The organism is Intestinibacter sp. (assembly GCF_022780145.1).
In the GTDB taxonomy this organism is placed as follows: Bacteria; Bacillota; Clostridia; order Peptostreptococcales; family Peptostreptococcaceae; genus Intestinibacter.
In genome coordinates this window covers 1-2,666 of the sequence record NZ_JALEXO010000244.1, presented here as the reverse complement: position 1 = coordinate 2,666, position 2,666 = coordinate 1, and the positions used below count along the sequence as shown (strand labels likewise).

The 2,666-nt window shown below is 28.0% G+C and carries 3 protein-coding genes; all 3 read left to right on the top strand.

Annotation, left to right across the window (positions count from 1 at the left end; all coding sequences use genetic code 11):
* Positions 1 to 418: RNA-guided endonuclease InsQ/TnpB family protein (locus tag MR593_RS09295; protein ID WP_290692163.1), on the top strand; the 418-nt coding region annotated here is incomplete at its 5' end.
* Positions 419 to 604: 186 nt separating this feature from the next.
* Complete coding sequence (locus tag MR593_RS09290; RefSeq protein ID WP_290692161.1) at positions 605 to 1,174, top strand: sigma-70 family RNA polymerase sigma factor; 570 nt, start codon at positions 605 to 607, stop codon at positions 1,172 to 1,174.
* Entirely contained in the window at positions 1,174 to 2,550 is a 1,377-nt protein-coding gene (locus tag MR593_RS09285) for a DUF4179 domain-containing protein (protein ID WP_290692159.1), read from the top strand. Before MR593_RS09290 ends, MR593_RS09285 begins: the two co-directional genes overlap by 1 nt.
* Positions 2,551 to 2,666 lie beyond the last annotated feature (116 nt).

Below are 2,666 nucleotides of genomic sequence, written 5' to 3'. Positions count from 1 at the left end.
CATTATAAAAGCTGAAAAGAAATTATTAAAACTTAATCACCGATTAACAAATATTCGCCATAATTATTTACATCAAGTAACTACTGAAATAATAAATCGAAAACCAAAATTTATTGTTTTAGAAGATTTAAATGTAAAAGGTATGATGAAAAATAAGTATTTATCAAAAGCTATAGCAGAGCAATGCTTTTATGGATTTTATAGACAAATAGAGTATAAATCTCTATGGAATAATATTAAATTTATAGTTGCAGATAGATTTTATTCAAGCAGTAAAATATGTTCTTGCTGTGGAGCAATAAAAAATGACTTAAAGCTTAGTGATAGGGTTTATAAATGCGAAAGATGTAATACTCTAATTGATAGAGACAAGAATGCGAGTATAAACCTTATGAATTATGGGAAATCAATAGCTTAGTTATCTAAATAACACTACCCATATGTACCGATACGTTAGTCGGGAATTTAAGCCTTTGGAGTATTATATCAAATGTAAGTAGCTATGAATTTATTTATAGTAAAAGCAGATACGTTGAAAAAGGAATGAAACAAAAAATTTTATAATTTTTTATAGATTTTTATAAGTTTTCAGTAACGGGGCAAGATGATTGAAGATAGTGTAATTAAAATGATAAACTCATCGAACCAAACAAAAGACCGATACAAAGAGTATGAATTAGTCGAAAAAGCACAAAAAGGAAGCGACAATGCATTTGAGGAGCTGATAAATATTTACAAAGAATATCTCTATAAAATGTCCTTTTTATATGTGAAAAATGAACACGATGCTTTAGATATTTATCAAGAGACCGTTTATAAAGCCTATATAAATATACATAAACTTAAAAACTCTAGATTTTTTAAAACGTGGATAACTAAAATACTGATAAATAATGTGAAACTAAAACAAAGACATGACAACAAGTTCACAGATGAAAAGCTAGATAATTACATAGGCGAGATTTCTTATTCAAGCTTAGAGGAGAAAATAGACTTATACGACGCAATAGACTCTTTAAATGATAAATACAAAACCTCTATAATACTTCAATATTTTCATGATTTTAGCATATCTCAAATCTCAGAAATCATGGATTGTAATGAAAACACAGTAAAGTCATATATAAGACGCGCGAAGAAAAAGCTATATGATCTATTAAAGGAGGAGAAGTAATGAGTAAGTTTGATAATATAAATATTCCAGATAATTTAGATGAAGTTACTAAAAAAGCTATAAATAGAGGAAAAAATCACAAAAGAAAAATCAGATATAGAAAAATAGCAGTGGCGTCTTTAGTCGTAATATCAATAGGCATAGTAGGAATAATGAATACCTCACTAGCTGATTCTATTCCAATAATAAGTAAAATTTCACAGTATTTTAATGACAATATAAAATCACTGTATCAATCGGACAAAGAGGATTTCGAGGAAACAGGCACAGATTTTGATTTAACTGCTGAGGATAAAGGCATAGAATTAACTCTCGATAGCGTATCTATTGATGAAAATTATTTAGTAATATTTTATACAATAGAAAGCGACGAGAAAATATCTGATTTAGTCGATATGAATAAATATAAGTCAGCTGATCATGTAAGTCCGTTATTAGATGCATATAAAGATGGAGAAAATATCACACCATTTGGACTTGTAGAGCATGAAGCTACATACATATCCGATAACAAGTTAAAAGGTATGCGAAAAATAGATGTGAGTGAGACAACTATAGAAAATAATGAAAAAATAGAGATTCGAACTGATGAAATATTTGGCAAAAAAGGCGACTGGAGTATATCTGTAAATGTAGATAAATCCAAAGCTATTGAAAATACTCGTGTTTACAATATAAATAAAGATTTTGTGGTAAATAATAAATATTATGACGAAGAAGCAAAAAAAGAAGTAAAAGTAAAACATGAGATAACTGTAGAGAAGGTGATAATATCTCCTCTAGCTAACAAAATTATTATAAAGGAAAAGCCCGTAAAGCTTTCTAATAGTTGGTATGCTACACTAGATACAAATTTTGTTTTATTTGATGAAAAAGGAAATATGCTAGATATATTAGATAAGGGAAGTTTTATGTCAACTTCTGAAGCCTCAAAATCAATAGAATTTTTGGGAGCAGATGAGGATATTAAATCGATTACTTTAGTTCCTATATCAGATTATACAAATGTAAAAAATCATCTTCTAGAGCCACAAAGTATGGATAATCTACCTATAAAGCTCGAGGTTAGTGACTACGGAAAAATTGTTATAGAAGATTTTGAAATTACTGATAAGGAAGTAAAATACACCTATTCAAAAGAGGGAATAGTTCCATTTTATCCGACAATTTTCTTTTACGATCAAGATGGAAATAAGGTAGGTATAAACTGTACAATAGAAGAGTCAATAGATAGACATACAGGAAGATATACAGTTACGAGAAAGTTATATAAGAATAATGATATGGAAAAAATAAGAAGTATAAAGAAAGTATCGGCTTTTAGCGATGATTCGTTGAGGGTATTTTATGAGTATAAGGTTAAAATAGATTTATAAGGAACAAATTACTAATAGTCAAATAGACAAACTATAATATAAAATTAGTTTAATTGAATAATTCTTGTCTGTGGAGTTAGTGAAGAATTTTTATATATTATTACTACATATTTTCC

What these genes read in the sequence shown, in the direction of transcription:
- MR593_RS09290 (WP_290692161.1), top strand. Translation starts at nt 605, where the DNA reads ATGATTGAAGATAGTGTAATTAAAATGATAAACTCATCGAACCAAACA.
- MR593_RS09285 (WP_290692159.1), top strand. Translation starts at nt 1,174, where the DNA reads ATGAGTAAGTTTGATAATATAAATATTCCAGATAATTTAGATGAAGTT.